The organism is Acidisoma sp. S159, assembly GCF_009766125.1.
Taxonomy (GTDB): domain Bacteria; phylum Pseudomonadota; class Alphaproteobacteria; order Acetobacterales; family Acetobacteraceae; genus Acidisoma.
The window spans coordinates 1,738-15,849 of record NZ_LMUG01000006.1 but is presented as its reverse complement, the minus strand read 5'-3'; the positions used below and the strand labels follow the sequence as shown (position 1 = coordinate 15,849).

Genomic DNA, 14,112 nt, shown 5'->3' with positions numbered 1-14,112 from the left:
GACTGCCCTGCTGCTCGCCGATCTGGGCGTTACCAAATCTCACAGCCGGCCTCACACCTCCAACGACAATCCCTTCTCAGAAAGCTGCTTCAAGACCCTCAAGTATCAGCCCCAGTTCCCCAAACGGTTCGGCTGCATCCAAGACGCCAAAACCTTCTGCCGCGCCTTCTTCGATTGGTATAACCAGGACCACCATCATCTCGGCATCGGCCTCATGACGCCTGATCAGGTCCATTATGGGAAGGCAGACGAAATACATACCGCCCGTCAGAAAATCCTCGACCAGGCCTTCCACGCCAATCCAAACCGCTTCGTCAACAAGCCGCCCCAACCGCCGAGAAAACCGACCGCCGTCTGGATTAATCCGCCGAACCAAAAGCTCGCCGTTCAAGCTTAATCTCGAAAACCGGCTCTCTCACTTTCGTTGACACGTTCCGCCGCGCTTGTATTCCGTTTAGAGTGCATCCGGCCCGGCGTCCCGGGGATCATGTAAATGCAGCTTACTCCTGCCGCGGCCCTGCGCCGCCGGCACTTCCTCCTGGTCGGCGCTGCTTGCGTTGCCGGAGGCTTCACGACCCACGCTAATGCAGCAGTCGCGAACATCGCCACTGGCGCTGAGGGCCTCGCCGTAAGGCTAAGGTCCGCTCCCGCTCGGGTGCACATGGTCGGCGACGCCGAGCCGGCCACCGCGGTCTGGGCTTACAACGGCGTTGCGCCTGGACCCGCACTACGGTTGCGGCAGGGCACACCGTTTCGCGCCGCCGTCGAGAATGGGTTGTCAGAGGCCACGACGGTGCACTGGCATGGCATTCGTTTGCCCAATTCCATGGATGGCATACCGGGCCTCACCCAACCGACCATCCCGCCGGGCGGACGCTTCGACTACGCCTTCATCCCACCTGATGCTGGTACCTTCTGGTATCATTCCCACGACGATAGCCTGGTGCAAATGGGGCGCGGCTTAGCCGGCGCGCTGATCGTCGAAGAAGCCGAACCGCCCGCGGTTGACCGCGATCTGCTCTGGACGATCCAGGACTGGCGGCTCGAACCTGACGCGCAGATCGCGCCCGGCTTCCATAATCCGATGGAAGCGGCGATGAATGGCCGCGTCGGCAATACCGTGACCATCAACGGCTTGCTGCCTACCGCGGTGTCCGTCCGCGCTGGCGAGCGCGTGCGCCTGCGGCTGCTGAACGCGACGATCGCTCGCATCATGGACCTGCGGTTCGAAGGTCATCGTCCTGTGATCGTGGCGCTTGATGGCCAGCCCTGCGACCCGCACGAACCGGCAGACGGCCGCATGCTACTCGCGCCCGCAATGCGCGCCGACATCATGCTGGACATGCAGGGAGAGCCTGGCCGCTCATACAGGGTCATGGACGAGTTCTATGATGGACTCTCCTACTCGTTAGTCAGCCTGTCCTACGATGCAGCGCCGGCACTGCGCCCGCATCCTTTGGATGCAGGGCTACGCCTGCCGCCGAATCCGCTGCCCCGCCCGGACCTCGCGCGTGCCGTGGTGCAAGAGGTGAGAATTCAGGGTGGCATGATGGGGGCGGGCGGCCTGGGTGGGATGATGGGCGCCAGTATGATGGGGATGGGTGGGGGCGCCAATTGGGCGATCAATGGCCAGTCCATGACCGGTGATGGCACTGCCGGGATGCCCCCGCTGCTTAGGATCGACCGCGGGCGAAGCTGCATCCTTAACCTGCACAATGAGACTGCATGGTGGCATCCGATGCACCTGCACGGCCACAGCTTCCACGTGCTCAGCCGCAACGGGCAGCCGGTGCCGCATGATGTGTGGGGTGACACGGTGCTGGTACGCCCGCGCGAGCAGGTGCGGGTCGCTTTCGTGGCCGACAATCCAGGCGACTGGATGTTGCATTGCCACGTCATGGAGCACCAGGTCGGCGGCCTCATGACCGTGCTGCACGTCGCATGACGCACATCATAGCAAGACCTACGCGTCCTCAATTAGCCCGCAAATCGGCGGCCAAAGCGAAGGAACAAACCGATATGACCCGTCGCAGACTCATTTTGATGCTGACCCTTGTTGTCGTAGCAGCTCCGGCACTGGTGCAACCGGGTGCAGCGCAGGCGGCTCCGCTGATCCAGGCGACTCTCTACAAGAATCCGCAATGTTCGTGTTGCGAGGCCTATGCGCAGTACCTGGAACAGAACGGCTTCAAGGTCGAGATAAAGCCGACCAACGATCTTGCGGAGATCAGCAGCAAGGCGGGTGTGCCGGAGGCCCTGGAGGGCTGTCACACGATGTTCGTCACCGGCTACGTCGTGGATGGCTTGGTGCCGGTGCATATCATCCGCAGGCTTCTTGTGGAGAAGCCGGCCATCGCGGGCATCACCCTGCCTGGTATGCCGCCGGGTGCGCCCGGAATGCCTGGCAAAAAGATAGGTCCTTTGACCGTCTATGCCGTGAGCAAGGACGGCACACCTCCGCGCGTCTTCGCGGCAGGTTAGGAGCCCCCCATGCAGGCTAAAACCTCGCTTCCGACGGCCAGTTGGCCATTGCCCCGTGGCGCAATCCTTCGCCGGCGTCGGCTCCTGATTTGTGCCGCCGGGGTGAGCGTGATTGCTGTCTTCGCAGTATCGCAATGGAACTGGTTGGTCGCGATCGGCGCCGCATCGTTGCTACTCGGCTTGGCACCCTGCATCGCGATGTGCGCGCTCGGCCTGTGTATGCATCGCATGTGCGGGCCTGCGAGCGGACTTGCGACGCGGAACACACTGGCTAGAGGCGAGCCTCCGGAATCCCCCTCTAAAACACAGGAGAGTTAACATGCGCATTGGACATCTGATGGTCGTCGGGACACTGGTCGCCGGAATTGGTGGCATGTTCGTCCCGGCACGCGCGCAAACGCAAGGTGATACGGGAAGCACGCCGGATCAGGGCATGGGTCAAATGAAAATCGGTGGTCACATGGGTCATGGCATGATGTCGCGCGACGGAATGTCCAATGGCATGATGAGCGGTGGCTGCGCGAGTATGATGCAATCTATGGGCGGAGGTGGCCGGCTACCGAACAGCCAATGGCAAGCTCATCCGCCCGGCGACGCGACACCGGACTGAGCCGCGTGCCGATCATTCGCGCCGCTTTGGCGCCGCTACTCCTCCTGACCCTGCTGGCGATGCCAAGCGGGCCGGCACGAGCAGCGGCGAGTGCGTGGGCAAGTAACGCACACGGAGCGGCGCGCCTGATCACGGCGGTCGAAGCGACCGGATCAAGTGCAGAGCTCGATGCGGGAGTGCAGCTTCGCTTGACTCCGGGTTGGCACACTTACTGGCGGACGCCGGGCGATGCCGGCATTCCCCCAACCATCGACTGGCGGGGATCACAGAATTTGGCTGGCGCAACGATCGCATGGCCAGCTCCGAGCCGCCTGGCGCCGCTCGCCGGCCTGGAGACGCAGGGTTACGAGGACGGCGTCATTTTGCCGATCACGATCACGCTGGTGCATCCTGGTAGCGCGCTGCATCTCCATGCCGAAGTAGACTATGCCTCCTGCAAAGAAGTCTGCATTCCCTATCATGCGAGCCTCGACTTGGCCCTCCCGTCCGGGCTCGCTTTACCCGGACCTGAAGCAGCTTTGCTCGCCGCGGCGCACGCACGTGTGCCGGGTGACCTTGCCTTCGCGCAGCTCAAGCTGCTCGGCGCGGTTGTCGGGCCGGCGAGGGGAGGGGTCGTCCTCTCTATCCGACTTGCCAGCACAAAGGCATCTCTGTCGGCACCCGACATATTCGTGGAAGGTCTGAAGAGCGGCTCGGCCGGCCGCCCGGATGTCACTCTGACGCCGCGCGGCGATCTGGCGACGTTGCGCGTGCCAATCCGTGGCGTATCGGCTGCCGCGCTAGCGGGGACGACGCTGCACTTGACGATGGTCGATGGTACGCGCTCCGCGGAATTCGACGCCGCTCCGCATCTGGGCACGTTGCCGCCAACGCCAGGGCAGATAACACGCGTCGCCATCCTCGGACTCGCCCTGCTCGGCGGTCTAGTGCTGAACCTGATGCCGTGCGTGCTGCCCGTGTTGTCGCTGAAACTCCTGGCGCTCGCGGGCTACGCCGGCAGCGAGCGCCGGACCGCCCGCCTGGGCCTACTCGCCACGGCCGCGGGCATCGTGACTTCGTTTGGTGTGCTAGCGGTGGTGCTGATCGGACTCAAGGTGGGTGGTGGCGCAGTCGGTTGGGGCATCCAGTTCCAACAGCCTTGGTTTCTCGCGGCCATGGCGATGCTCACCACGCTGTTCGCGGCGAGTTTGTGGGACTGGCTGCCAATCGGCCTGCCGCGTAGCGTTACCGGCATCGTTGGATCGGCGCGCGGGCGGGGCCGTTTCACCAATGCGTTCCTGCTGGGCGTCTTTGCAACACTGCTTGCTACCTCATGCTCGGCGCCTTTCGTCGGAACCGCCCTCGGCTTCGCGCTTGCCCGCGGACCGCTCGACATAGCGCTGGTGTTTGGAGCTCTTGGCCTGGGCATGGCTGCACCGTTCCTAGCCATTGCGGCAGCGCCAGGGTTGGTGAAATGGTTGCCGAGACCGGGACCGTGGATGGATTGGCTCCGACGCATCCTCGGACTGGTGCTGCTTAGCACTGCCATCTGGCTCATCTTTGTTCTCGCAATCGAAGCTGGCTGGGGCACCGCCCTGTTTGCATGCATTGTGCTCTCGATGCTGCTGGCGCTGCTTGCCTGGCGCCGCGCCTTGCCCCTAGGGCGGCCCGCTCGCCGCGCAACCGAGATTGCTGTCATCGCGCTGGCCACTGTCGCAGTGCTTATTCCGATGCTGCGCGGCAGTACTCTTCCTCCCGGGAAACCGTCAGACTTAACCGCCGCTGCGTTATGGCAACCCTTTGATGAAGTGGCGTTGCACGAGAGGGTGCGTCAAGGGCAGGTCGTCTTCGTGGACGTGTCCGCCGCTTGGTGCCTGACCTGCAAGGGCAATGAGCTGACCGTGCTAGATCGGGCGCCGACGGCAGAGCGGCTTCGCGCACCCGGCGTTGTCGCGATGCGTGCCGATTGGACCCGTCCAGATCCTGCCGTCACTGCCTATCTGCAAACTTTCGGCCGCTACGGCGTGCCGCTCGACGTTGTCTATGGCCCAGGCGCACCGGACGGCATCGCGCTTCCCGAATTGCTGACGCAAGCCGCCGTCATGGACGCCTTCCGTCGCGCTGGGGTCGCGCATCTCCAAGAGCAAACTGTGGATTTCGCAGAGTGAGTTTCCACAAGCGCCACGTGCTTCCGCGTCTGGCTCCATCTGGCGATGCAGCAGCAGGGGCTGTTGCCGTTCCGCCAGCGGGGATTTGTATCGCATACTATTAGTACCACTCTTTACATCTGCCACCTCGTCACGCTCGATCGGATTTATGGATCATCGTTAAAATGGTGAGGGCGAGGGCGACGTTCACAATCGCTCCCTCCGTCAGGACTCCTAGCGTGGTGCTGGCACCATACCCGCTAAGCAAGAGCGCCCCGATTGACGGCGCCGCTGCTCGCACGATCAGACTGGGCATCGCGAGCCGCCCCATCGTCACCGCATATTGCGGCCCAGGAAACAGCGCGAGGGGAAGCGTCCCCCTAGCGATGGATTCTAAACCAATTCCTGCCCCGTAGCAGACGAGCGAAAGCGCGATAATCGGCACCGAAACCCAAAGCGCGACGACTCCGAGCGCCACCAGCGACGTTGCGACGACCTTGGTCCAAATCGGGTGATGGTAGCGGGCGATGAAAAACTCGATGGTTCGCGCGCCGACTTGGCATGGTCCGACCAGTGCACGCTGCGTCTCCCGCACTCGCCCCGGCTGTCAGCAACGCAGGCGCTCTCGGGATGCTTCAGTTCGGTTGGCTCGAGCCCGACCCGATCCGCAAGCGCCCAACGGCGCCATCATCATCCCCGGTGCCTTCAGCTAACCGTGGGAGCTCAGCACCCCAAGGACCAAGACGATTGAGGAGGACATCTGTTAGACCCTCCGAGGCGGCCGCCAAGTAGATGTGCTCGTAGCCGTTGCTAAGTCTCAGGGTTCAGTGGCGAATACTTCGTCGGCAGCTGTGGCTGGAGCGCGGTGATGAATTCTTTGGGTCTCAGCGGCGCTGCAGGCCGGTGCCAGTCGATCGGCACCATCCAACCATCCTCGGCCACTCCGTTCCAGCGCGACCGAATTCTATCGGCCTAGGGCACGAAACTGCAGGTCGTGTGACCACGCCTATCTGGCGAATCTGCGCGCTAGCATAGGAGAAGACGAGGTCACCTGGCACGACGAACCGAAGATTGCTGTACGACTGATTACGGCTGCAGTCCTTCTTAGGCTTGGAGACCAGATGTAGCCGCCACCAACTTCGTGCTGATACGTCTGCTAGTGGTTCACCCACCAGAAATGCATCTCTCGGATTCCGCCTTCGAATGATGCACTCAATTAACGTTTAATGCCCGACTAGAAGCCAAAAAGTTGTGCGCTCGCGTGACCATTACTAAACGAACGAAGAAAGCCCAGAGGTAACCGCAATTACGGCATTTTGGCCTTAGGGCAGCAATTTTGAGCCGAGGCGCGCCCTGGACTACGAGCGCTTCGCGGCTGCCAACGACGAGGAGCGCGGTAATCTCGCTGACCGCGTGTGTATATGGCGCTCGCAGCAATGCTCGTCTTCCGTCATCGCCGCGAGCATAACTCTTCTTACAACTCAACGTTGTACACTTTTTGAACGGAGCCGAATTTAGCGTCGCCTCGAACATGAGGCGACCACCAATAAAGCCCGCTTTTACGAATTTTAAAATGTCCGCGAACGAGGTGCGCCCGCATTTCTTGGGTTAGCACACCAGACTTCCCTAGTGCGCGAGACCGGCTCGCACTTAGGCGCAAATTCACACTCCAGAAATCAAGAAGTTCGCGCTGCCCTTTCTTCCGCCGCACTGCATTGATTTTGCGGAGATCGGACGGTTCGCGGCTGGTGCCGTTGCGCGTGTTAAGCAGCATCAGAACGCCTATTAGCAGAGCCGCTTCGGCTTCAGCGTTTGAGCGGGATAGCTTCATCAATGATTCAAGTGCCGTCTCGCCCGAGTGGCGCACAATTGCGCGTGCGACGGGCGCAAAGTAGGGCGACTTGATAAAAGATACCCGATTGCTTAGGGTGAGCGCCGCCTCCAGTTCGCGCGGATTTGCGGCAATTTTATGATCGCGTCGCTGATCACTTGCACGGAGTATTCCTTGCAGTCCTCCGACAGAGGCACCCTGCTTCTGCACTGCAGAATGCGGTCGATACACACGACTCCCTTCCGCCGTGTCGATAAAGAGAGCCATCGGGCATAGCTCCACCTGGCTGGGGTTTCCTTCAACAAACCAAAACACGTTGATAGTGAACTCATGGGGCGAATCTGGCTCTGCTTCGCATAAGAGTCCAACACGCCGCGGCACAATAGTGCCTGCAGCCCTAGTTCCTGGTCGATCCCGGCCGGCATATTCGAACCACGTCGTGGGGTAAGGCAGGCGGCACAGGTGCAAACCCTGAAGAATCGAGGATGGCATCGCCTCCGCTACCAGTTGGGCAGCGACAATGACTTCGCGCTGAAGCGAAAATCGGCTGGCACGTGCAACAGCTTGCCGAGCCTGTTCAAGCACTTGGCGCAAATAGGGTGGCTGGTCCGCGCCCGCCGATAAAACGGTGTCAGCTAACATGGATCGCCTGCAACGGCCGCAAAGCACTACTCGCGTTTGCGCGGACTACAATAGCTACCTGCGTTCCGCAAACCAGGATTTCTGGCGCGAATAGCGGCCTAAGGTGCTTTACCTCTATCACACAAATCATTGTACCCCTGCCTGGTGGCGAAGGAAGTTGACGACTTACCGGGCGGCCTATGCCGAACGCCAGCGATCAAAAGCAGGCCGGATGGCTAGGCTGCGGGATCAAGTCGAAGACGTTTCTACTGGCTAACCCGCAAGCGTGCTAGCAGGCTAGATCTAGCGCTCACCGAAAGGATGTTTACCGCGAGCGCGCATAAGCAAATCAAAGGCTTCACCCATTAGCGCTTGCACCGTGGTGCTCTCCTCAATTGCTAGGATGTTCAACGCCCGGCTCAGTTCTGGGCTGAAGTGGCCAGGAAAACCAATTCGTTGCCCGTCGTGTTGCCGATCAGGAGGTATTTACCATCCGGAGACAGAGCCATGTGATGCGGCTCGCGCAGCATAGGCACACGCCGCAGTTCCACCATGCGGTCACGTCCAGTAGGCTCACGGAAGCGTCCGATGAGGTTGATGACAAGCGCGAGGCCGGACGCGAGAACCGGCGTGCTCGCCAACATCAAGGCAATCAGAACGAAAGAATCAAAATTCGTACGATGTTCCATAGTTTTCGAATGTGCTTTCTTCACACCACTTCCGCCGGCCTGAGCTTGCAGGCTTCGGCCGCTGCCGGCGTTTCAAGCTGGAACGTAGCGTGACCGATCTCAAACCGCTCCTTCATGGCTTCCCCCGCTAGGTGCAGAAGGCGCTCATCGGCCGCCGGATCGCTCCTGACAAGATGAGCGGTCAGCGCCGTCTCCGTCGTGCTGAGGCCCCAAATGTGCAGGTCGTGGATTTCGGCGACGCCGGGCAACCCCCTCAGGCACGTCTCGACCTTGCCCTGATCGATGCTTTGCGGCACGGCGTCGAGCGACAGATTGACCGAATCACGCAGCAGTGACCAGGTTCCCGCGACGATTACGGCGCTGATGACCAAGCTGATCGCCGGATCGAGCCACAGCCAACCGGTCCAGAGAATTAGGCCGCCGGCAATCACAACGCCGAGCGCGACCAGGGCGTCGGACGCCATATGCAGGAAGGCGCCCTTGATGTTCAAATCCCCCTTGCGGCCGGACATGAACAGGTAGGCCGTGATCCCATTCACGACGATGCCGGCCGCGGCAACGATCATTATTGTCGTCCCGGCGCTCGGCTCCGGGTCGATCAGCCTGCGAATGCCCTCCCACGCGATGCCACCAGTGACCACCAGCAGCACGATGGCATTGCTCAAGGCAGCCAGAATCGAGGAGCGACGTAGACCGTATGTGTAACGTCCCGCCGGCCGACGCTTGCTAAGCACCGATGCTCCCCAAGCCGCTACCAGCCCAAGCACATCCCCCAAATTATGACCTGCATCCGCGAGCAGCGCGAGGGAATGAGCTGCAAGGCCGTAGAAAACCTCAGCTAGGACGTAGGCTGCATTCAGCGCAATCCCGATGGCGAAGGCACGGCCGAAGCTCGCGGGCGCATGTACGTGACCGCCTGCGCCATGGTGGTGATGGGCATCTCCACCGGCCTCTTTGCTATGGTCATGGTGCTCATCATGGTCGTGATCATGGTGGTGGCTGGACATATAGACTGCGCTCCGATGCAGCGGTGGAATCGAATTGCTAGCGTTTATGAATCCTCAGTCAGCGGTACTTGCCGTCAGCGCCGCCTTTTCGTGAAACTGAGGTCAGGGACCGCTGCTCAGCCCAAGTGCGTTTACAAGGATTCGGTCCACCAGCTCGCATTCCGGCATTTCGGCCGACCTTGGCCAGCAAGGTTGCCCGTCACAAGCCGGTTCCTCCGTGACCCTGATTGAGGCAGTGCTCATGTGATAGCTTGGCCAGTACCTGGATGACCCGGCATTCCGCGACCTTGCCATGTCCACAAGCCTCCACCATGCGCTCCAACTCTGCTTTGAGCGCCTGTAAGCGTGCGATCCGGCTGCGAACAGCTTCCAGGTGCCCTCGCGCAATTTTATCTGCCTCGGCGCAAGGCTTGTCGGGATCATCGGAAAGCCGCAGCAGCGCGCGCACATCGTCGAGTGGGAAGCCGAGTTCACGCCCGTGCCGGATGAAGGCCAACCGATCCAGATGAGCCTGCGTGTAGGCCCGTTGACCGCCCTCCGTGCGTGCGGGTGGCGGCATGGTCCCATCCCGCTCGTACCAGCGGATTGTCTCAACCTTGGTGCCGGTCTGCCGGGCCAAGTCGCCGATCGCGTAGCTGGCCGTGTTCATGTCTGCTCCACCCTGTAACCGCTACAGCTATGTCGGCGGCATGCCAACGTGATCAAGCCCCAGAACCTTCAGGCAAGCCCGTCCAAGATCAGCAGGCCGAGAAACCCGACGAAGAACAAGGCGGTTGCGAGCGGAGTGTCCGGCTCCTTGTGCGCTTCGGCCAGCAGCTCCTCGACGACGAGGTAAAGCAGGGCAACGAGTGCGAAGGCGAGGAAACAATCCTGCCAGAATCTTGGCAGGCCTGCGATGAGCCCGCCACCCGCCGCGCCGAGTGGCAGCAAGAGGAGGAGTCCGCCTATAACGGTCAGGACCTTCCCTCGGGCGCCCACCTTCTCCGCCAACTCGGGCGCGAGCGACAGACCGAGGAACAAGACTTCCAGGGTCAACGCGACGGTGAGAAGGAGACCGGCGCGTTCCCCGGCGGTCGCTGCCGCGCCCAGCACCAGCCCGTCCACGAGCACGTCGAGCCCCACTGTCGCTAACAACCCCGTCGTGCCCTTCAGCCGAGTGTCCAACCAACGAACGCCCAACATCAAGAAAATGCCTGTGCCCCCGCCAAGGGCCACGGCCCACTCGGCTCCGGCATGTTTCAAACCCGGCAGGACTTCGGCGGCGGCTGCCGCGACGACGACGCCCGCGGCTAAATGCTGCACCGCGCTCACTGTGGCACGCCCGGGCGTGCGCACCAGGGCCAGCCATGCCCCGCCCAAGGTGGCGACCACCGGGACGAACGCGATCAGCCAGATTGGAATGCTCTTCACGGCAGGGTGTGTCCTGAATAAGGGCTTGCACCTCTAGTGGCTACAGGTTGCATCAAGTGTCCAGTCGACGTGGAGCGATGGCATGCCGGACGTAGCGGAGCGCGAAGGGCTGGGCGAGACCAGGACGTGGAAGGTGCACGGAATGGATTGCGCGTCCTGCGTGGCGAAGGTCGAGAAGGCCGTTTCTAGGCTGTCCGGTGTCGGCGACATTCAGGTAAACCTGATGGCGGAGACGCTGACGGCGAGGCTTGGGCCTGGCAGCGACTCCGAGGCAGTGGCCCGCACCGTGGCTGCGTTAGGCTATCATGCGACGCTTCGGAAGCCTTCCGGCCCGGCAAGTTCTACCGATCGGCACAGCCACGCTGGCCATGACCATGCAGGACACGACCACTCAGGGCACGACCACGCCGCCCATGAGCACGACCATTCGGTGCATGCATCGGGGGCTGCACAAACAACGACGTGGCGGGTGCGCGGGATGGATTGCGCGTCTTGCGTTGCCAAGGTCGAGAAGGCTGTCTCCAGGCTGCCCGGCGTCGGGGACATCCAGGTGAACCTGATGGCCGAGACGCTGACCGCCCGGCTATATCCGGGTACCGATCCGGCGGCGGTGGCGAGTGCTGTGGGCGCCCTGGGCTACAAGGCAACTCTTCGGCAAGGAGCTGGTCGAGGCAATCCTCTGCCGATCGGCGACCATGCAGGACACGACCACGCCAACCACGATCATTCGGGCCACGACCAAGGCCGCGCCGAAGGCGAGGCGCACGCGGGCGGGCATCTTCATGCCCATGGTGACGATGAAGAGGAACCCGGCGCGCTCTGGTGGCGCACCGGCAAGGCCAAGCTCGTATGGCTGCTGGGTGGGCTGGTCGCCGCGGCCTATGGCGGCTCACTCCTGTTCCCCGCGGAGGCCTATTGGATCTTCGTCGTGGCGACCCTCGTCGCCGTGTTCCCCTTCGGACGCCGGGCGCTGGCCCTGGCCCGTGCGGGCAGCCCGTTCTCCATCGAGACGCTGATGGTCGTGGCGGCCGTGGGAGCCGTCGTGATTGGTGCCGCAGAGGAAGCAGCCATCGTCGTCCTCCTCTTCGCCGTGGGCGAAATGCTGGAGAACGTCGCCGCCGGCCAGGCTCGTTCCGGCATCAAGGCCCTGGTCGACCTAATTCCCCGCACCGCGCGCGTCGAGCGCGACGGCGCCATAGCCGAAGTGCCAGCGGACCGTCTCAGCCTCGGCAACATCGTGCAAGCCCGGCCGGGCGACCGGATTCCGTGCGATGGAGTCATCGTAGAGGGACAGTCTGCGGTGGACGAAAGCCCAGTCACGGGCGAGAGCGTGCCCGTAGCGCGGGGTCCCGGAGAGGCCGTGGTGGCTGGATCGGTCAACACGGCCGCCCTGCTGCGCATCCGGGTCACCGCGACGGCCGCCGACAACACCCTCAGCCGCATCGTCAAGATGGTCGAGGAGGCGACTGCAAGCCGTGCGCCGACGCAGCGGTTCATCGAGAAGTTCAGCATCTACTGGACGCCCGGAGCGATGATCATGTCCGTGCTGGTGATCTTGGTCCCTCCCCTGCTGTTCGGCGGCGACTGGGGAACCTGGGTGTATCGCGGCCTTGCGGTGCTACTGATTGCCTGCCCGTGCGCCCTGGTCATCTCGGTCCCGGCAGCCATGGCCTCGGGCCTGTCGGCCGGCGCGCGCCGGGGTTTGCTGGTCAAGGGCGGTGCGGCACTGGAGACGATCGGCAAGGCGACGACGGTGGCTTTCGACAAGACCGGTACGTTGACGGCGGGTCGTCCTCGGGTAACGGACGTTCTGCCGGCGCCCGGCGTGGACGAGGCCGCACTGCTCGGAGCCGCGGCCGCCGTGGAGGCTGGCAGCGCCCATCCCCTTGCGATTGCCGTGCTGCAAGCCGCAGAAGCGCGCGGAATCCAGCCGGTCCCCGCGACGGAGGCCGGTGCCGTGCCTGGCAAGGCGGCGACCGCCGTAGTAGGCGGCGCGCTTATCGCAGTCGGTAGCCCGACCTACGCTGCCGAACAGGGAGCGGACCTTTCCATCATGTCCGCGCGAGTCCAAGCCTTCGAGGAGGCTGGCAAAACCGCCGTGGTCGTTCTCCGCGACGGTCGCGCCTTGGGCGTAATCGCCCTTCGCGACGAGCCGCGCGACGATGCGCGGAGCGCCGTTGCTGCCTTGAAGGGCATGGGCGTGGCTTCGGTCATGCTGACCGGCGACAACGAGCGCACCGGGCGGGCCATCGCCGGCGCCCTCGGCATGGATGTGCGAGCTGGGCTGCTGCCGGACCAAAAGCTGCGGGAGATTGAGGCACTCAAGGCCAGCGGCCCCGTGGTCATGGTGGGTGACGGCATCAACGACGCGCCGGCTCTCGCAGCGGCGAGCGTAGGCGTCGCAATGGGTGGCGGGACGGCCGTAGCGCTCGAGACCGCCGATGCCGCGCTGCTCCGGGAGCGGGTTTCCGGCGTCGTCGAGCTGGTCGCCCTCTCGCGCGCCACGCTGTCCAACATCAAGCAGAACGTGGCGGTCGCCGTCGGGCTCAAGCTGGTGTTCCTGGCAACCACGCTGACTGGCACGACGGGACTTTGGCTGGCCATATTGGCCGACACCGGCGCAACCGTCCTGGTGACCCTCAACGCGCTGCGGCTGCTCGGCTGGAAGAGTCCGGTCGGCAACAGGAGAGGCACGCCGCCTAGCGGCAAGGTGGCACCAGTGTTGCCGCAGGCCGCATCCGACAAAGCAATCGTAGGAGCGACAGCATGAGCGACATCTCTTCCGTGCCGGTGCAAGCCGGCATGCTCTGCCCCGGTGCAGGGTAGACCTGATCATGAGCGACCGGCAGGGCATTGAGATCGACTACTGCCCAAAATGCCGGGGCGTCTGGCTGGACCGCGGCGAGTTGGACAAGATCATCGAGCGTAATGCCCAATATGCTGCGACACCGCAGCAGGAGCCGATGACGCCGGCTTCGCCGGCGCAAAGCCCGTGGATACCTGCGAGCGCCTCGTCATCAGGCTTTGCCCCTGCCCCGGCCTGGGGCCAAGGCTACGATCCCGGCTACCAAGGCGGACACGGTAGTGGTCACGGGGGAGGTGGACATGGGGGCGGGCACGGCAGCGGCCATCAAGACCGCGGACACAATTCGTTCCTGGGAAGGATATTCCGATAACCGCAATGTTTACTTTGTTTCGTCAGTTCCGCTTGGCGAGATGTGCTGCGCTGGAGAGTGGCAAATCTCGGGAGGAGCGGAATCCGGGAGGGCTTGCGGTTAGGCGGCTGGTCGCAACCAGCCCATTTGGACCGCGTTGGCAATGACTGCTTCAGCCTGCC

14 protein-coding genes are annotated in these 14,112 nt (G+C 63.0%); 7 read left to right on the top strand and 7 right to left on the bottom strand.

Annotated elements, in window-relative coordinates; genetic code table 11:
* The 5 genes from GSQ92_RS01825 to GSQ92_RS01805 all read left to right on the top strand — a co-directional run.
* The coding region (locus GSQ92_RS01825) for an integrase core domain-containing protein (protein ID WP_159012890.1) at positions 1–397 on the top strand (397 nt) is incomplete at its 5' end.
* 96 nt (positions 398–493) lie between these two features.
* Complete coding sequence (locus GSQ92_RS01820) at positions 494–1,945, top strand: multicopper oxidase family protein (protein WP_159012889.1); 1,452 nt, start codon at positions 494–496, stop codon at positions 1,943–1,945.
* Between the two features lie 74 nt (positions 1,946–2,019).
* The gene (locus GSQ92_RS01815; protein ID WP_159012888.1) at positions 2,020–2,481 is read left to right on the top strand and encodes a DUF411 domain-containing protein; all 462 of its coding nucleotides are present in this window, start codon (positions 2,020–2,022) and stop codon (positions 2,479–2,481) included.
* 319 nt (positions 2,482–2,800) lie between these two features.
* On the top strand, positions 2,801–3,091 hold the full coding sequence (locus GSQ92_RS01810) for a hypothetical protein (protein ID WP_159012887.1): 291 nt from the start codon (positions 2,801–2,803) through the stop codon (positions 3,089–3,091).
* Complete coding sequence (locus GSQ92_RS01805; RefSeq protein WP_159012886.1) at positions 3,052–5,238, top strand: protein-disulfide reductase DsbD; 2,187 nt, start codon at positions 3,052–3,054, stop codon at positions 5,236–5,238. Before GSQ92_RS01810 ends, GSQ92_RS01805 begins: the two co-directional genes overlap by 40 nt.
* 130 nt (positions 5,239–5,368) lie before the next feature.
* On the opposite strand, the gene GSQ92_RS01800 is transcribed toward GSQ92_RS01805, so the two are convergent.
* The 7 genes from GSQ92_RS01800 to GSQ92_RS01775 all read right to left on the bottom strand — a co-directional run bounded on the left by GSQ92_RS01800 (position 5,369) and on the right by GSQ92_RS01775 (position 10,775).
* Positions 5,369–5,812 carry a hypothetical protein gene (locus tag GSQ92_RS01800; protein WP_159012885.1) on the bottom strand — a complete coding sequence of 148 codons (444 nt, stop codon included), beginning with the start codon at positions 5,810–5,812 and terminating at the stop codon, positions 5,369–5,371.
* 879 nt (positions 5,813–6,691) lie between these two features.
* A complete protein-coding gene (locus GSQ92_RS01795; protein ID WP_159012884.1) occupies positions 6,692–7,690 on the bottom strand; it encodes a hypothetical protein in 999 nt (332 codons plus the stop codon).
* A gap of 282 nt (positions 7,691–7,972) precedes the next feature.
* Entirely contained in the window at positions 7,973–8,080 is a 108-nt protein-coding gene (locus tag GSQ92_RS31520; RefSeq protein ID WP_371418530.1) for a ribbon-helix-helix domain-containing protein, read from the bottom strand.
* Between the two features lie 8 nt (positions 8,081–8,088).
* Entirely contained in the window at positions 8,089–8,382 is a 294-nt protein-coding gene (locus tag GSQ92_RS29930) for a YncE family protein (RefSeq protein ID WP_216856712.1), read from the bottom strand.
* On the bottom strand, positions 8,379–9,365 hold the full coding sequence (locus GSQ92_RS01785) for a cation diffusion facilitator family transporter (protein ID WP_159012883.1): 987 nt from the start codon (positions 9,363–9,365) through the stop codon (positions 8,379–8,381). Before GSQ92_RS01785 ends, GSQ92_RS29930 begins: the two co-directional genes overlap by 4 nt.
* Before the next feature lie 199 nt (positions 9,366–9,564).
* Positions 9,565–10,014 (bottom strand): helix-turn-helix domain-containing protein, encoded by a 450-nt coding sequence (locus GSQ92_RS01780; protein WP_159012882.1) that lies wholly within the window; start codon positions 10,012–10,014, stop codon positions 9,565–9,567.
* Between the two features lie 68 nt (positions 10,015–10,082).
* A complete protein-coding gene (locus tag GSQ92_RS01775) occupies positions 10,083–10,775 on the bottom strand; it encodes a transporter (RefSeq protein ID WP_216856711.1) in 693 nt (230 codons plus the stop codon).
* Positions 10,776–10,857: 82 nt separating this feature from the next.
* On the opposite strand from GSQ92_RS01775, the gene GSQ92_RS01770 reads away from it, so the two are divergent.
* Together GSQ92_RS01770 and GSQ92_RS31365 are read left to right on the top strand one after the other, a co-directional pair.
* Positions 10,858–13,545 carry a heavy metal translocating P-type ATPase gene (locus GSQ92_RS01770; protein ID WP_159012881.1) on the top strand — a complete coding sequence of 896 codons (2,688 nt, stop codon included), beginning with the start codon at positions 10,858–10,860 and terminating at the stop codon, positions 13,543–13,545.
* Between the two features lie 64 nt (positions 13,546–13,609).
* The gene (locus GSQ92_RS31365) at positions 13,610–13,951 is read left to right on the top strand and encodes a zf-TFIIB domain-containing protein (protein WP_159012880.1); all 342 of its coding nucleotides are present in this window, start codon (positions 13,610–13,612) and stop codon (positions 13,949–13,951) included.
* Positions 13,952–14,112: the final 161 nt, after the last annotated feature.

Coding starts and splice junctions, on each gene's coding strand:
- GSQ92_RS01820 (WP_159012889.1), top strand. CDS start 494: ATGCAGCTTACTCCTGCCGCGGCCCTGCGCCGCCGGCACTTCCTCCTG.
- GSQ92_RS01815 (WP_159012888.1), top strand. CDS start 2,020: ATGACCCGTCGCAGACTCATTTTGATGCTGACCCTTGTTGTCGTAGCA.
- GSQ92_RS01810 (WP_159012887.1), top strand. CDS start 2,801: ATGCGCATTGGACATCTGATGGTCGTCGGGACACTGGTCGCCGGAATT.
- GSQ92_RS01805 (WP_159012886.1), top strand. CDS start 3,052: ATGGCAAGCTCATCCGCCCGGCGACGCGACACCGGACTGAGCCGCGTG.
- GSQ92_RS01795 (WP_159012884.1), bottom strand. CDS start 7,690: ATGTTAGCTGACACCGTTTTATCGGCGGGCGCGGACCAGCCACCCTAT.
- GSQ92_RS01785 (WP_159012883.1), bottom strand. CDS start 9,365: ATGTCCAGCCACCACCATGATCACGACCATGATGAGCACCATGACCAT.
- GSQ92_RS01780 (WP_159012882.1), bottom strand. CDS start 10,014: ATGAACACGGCCAGCTACGCGATCGGCGACTTGGCCCGGCAGACCGGC.
- GSQ92_RS01770 (WP_159012881.1), top strand. CDS start 10,858: ATGCCGGACGTAGCGGAGCGCGAAGGGCTGGGCGAGACCAGGACGTGG.
- GSQ92_RS31365 (WP_159012880.1), top strand. CDS start 13,610: ATGAGCGACCGGCAGGGCATTGAGATCGACTACTGCCCAAAATGCCGG.